This is a genomic window from Streptomyces bambusae, from assembly GCF_019400985.1.
GTDB classification, from domain to species: Bacteria; Actinomycetota; Actinomycetes; order Streptomycetales; family Streptomycetaceae; genus Streptomyces; species Streptomyces bambusae_A.
This window is the reverse complement of sequence record NZ_WTFF01000613.1, coordinates 1-1,624: the sequence shown is the minus strand read 5'-3', so window position 1 is coordinate 1,624 and position 1,624 is coordinate 1. Positions and strand designations below refer to the sequence as shown.

2 protein-coding genes and 2 pseudogenes are annotated in these 1,624 nt (G+C 73.2%); all 4 read left to right on the top strand.

The window, feature by feature from the left end; all coding sequences use genetic code 11:
* Positions 1–494, top strand: a pseudogene (locus GPJ59_RS38285) (DUF2637 domain-containing protein); the annotation flags it as partial.
* A complete protein-coding gene (locus GPJ59_RS36050; RefSeq protein WP_308120694.1) occupies positions 491–835 on the top strand; it encodes an RRQRL motif-containing zinc-binding protein in 345 nt (114 codons plus the stop codon). The pseudogene GPJ59_RS38285 and the gene GPJ59_RS36050, both read left to right, overlap by 4 nt.
* A 47-nt stretch (positions 836–882) precedes the next feature.
* The gene (locus GPJ59_RS36045; protein WP_219672333.1) at positions 883–1,383 is read left to right on the top strand and encodes a hypothetical protein; all 501 of its coding nucleotides are present in this window, start codon (positions 883–885) and stop codon (positions 1,381–1,383) included.
* A 21-nt stretch (positions 1,384–1,404) separates the two neighbouring features.
* Positions 1,405–1,624 (top strand): annotated as a pseudogene (locus GPJ59_RS36040) (plasmid transfer protein TraA); the annotation flags it as partial.

The window sequence follows — 1,624 nt, the reverse complement described above, 5'->3', positions numbered from 1 at the left end:
CGTCCCTCGCCCGTGAACAGCGTGAACACGAAGCCCGCCTCGCCCGTGAGGAAGCCGAGCGGCAGGAGCGGATTCGCCGGGAGGAGCAGGAGCGGGCGGAGGCCCGTGAACGCGCCGAGGGGGAAGCCCGTGAGCGCCGTGAACGCGAGCGTGAACAGCAGCAGGCCGAGCGTGAACAACGCGAGAGGCAGGCCGCCGCCCACCGCGAGGAGCAGCAGCGTCGGGAGGCGCAGCGTGAACAGCGTGAACGCCAGGCCCGTGCCGAGCAGGCGGAGCGTGAACGCGCCGCCCTGCTGGCTGCCGGACCGCCCGTCGAGAAGCTGCCTGAGGACCAGGCCCGCCACGTGGTGCACACAGCGTTCACGGCCGGTCTGCCAGTACGGTCCGCGGCCGAGCTGACAGGCTGGTCGGTGGGCTGGGTATCCACCCGCTACCAGGAACACCGCGAAACGGCCGAACAGACCGCTCCTGTCCTTGAAGGCGCCGCCCAGTGACCGCCGCGGCCCTGCCCGTCTACCGGTGGCGGCTGGCGCCGGACGGGTTGGCTACCCGCCGCCAACTGCGCGCCGCAGGGCTCAGGCCGGGCGGTCAGGACGTCGTCGCCGAGCTGCGCCGTCCGCGGCGCGGCCGGCCGCCCCTGGTCGCCTACCTCTACCGCATCGACGCCGCCAAGCCCGTCCGGCCGATGACCCCGGCCCGCCAAGCAGCCCTGACCCGGGCCCTTGCCGCCCGCCGGACGTGCCCGCAGTGCCGTACGGACGCCGGCTACGTCATCCCCGCTTCGCTCGGGATGTGCGTCCCGTGCGCCTACCCCGAGCCTCAGGCCGCGGCCTGACCTGCACAGCACCCCCGCCCGTTCCCCTCCGATCTAGGAGTTCTGCTGTGTCCAGTCGTATCCGTTCCCGTGGCGGGAAGTCGGCCGCGGGCATCCACACCATCCACATCCCTCGCCAGCGCGGCCGGCGCGGCGCGCAGCCGTTCGTGGTCATCGTCCCCGAACGGCCCTCGCTGACCCGCGAGGCGCTCGGCTTCCTGGGACGCACGCTGTGGAAGGCCCGTACCGCGCTCGCCCCGACCGGGCTGGCGCTGCTGGCGTTCCCCGTCACCGGGCTGCTGCACGTGCTGGCCTGGTGGTCCTGGCTGCTGGTCGCACCTTTGGCTGCCGGCCCGGTGCTGTGGTTCGGCGTCGTCCAGCGTCGCCGCCCCGCCCGCGGCCACGTGCTCGCCTGGCGCATCGGCCTCGCCTCGCTCGCCACGATCGCGGTGGCGTGGGTGGCGTTGGCGACCGCGTTCGGTTCGCTGGCCGGGCCGCTGGAGCTTTTCTGGCTGCTCACGCTGATCGTCGCCCAGACGGCATGGCTGATCGTCCGCCGCTCCCACTGACCCGTTAGGAGACGTCGTCTGATGGCAACTACGACGCGTAGTGGCACCGGCGGTGCCAACAAGCCGAACAAGTTCGCCGCGGCCGGCGCCGCCGCGGGCGGGTTCGTCGGCGCGCTCGGCGGATCGATCACCCCGCCGATCAACATCACCATCAACCGCGGTGGCCGGGGCGGCTCCCATGGCGGTGCCGCCAACGCCAGTTCCCTGCTGCCCCCGCCTGACTTCAGCTCCCCGGCGCAGG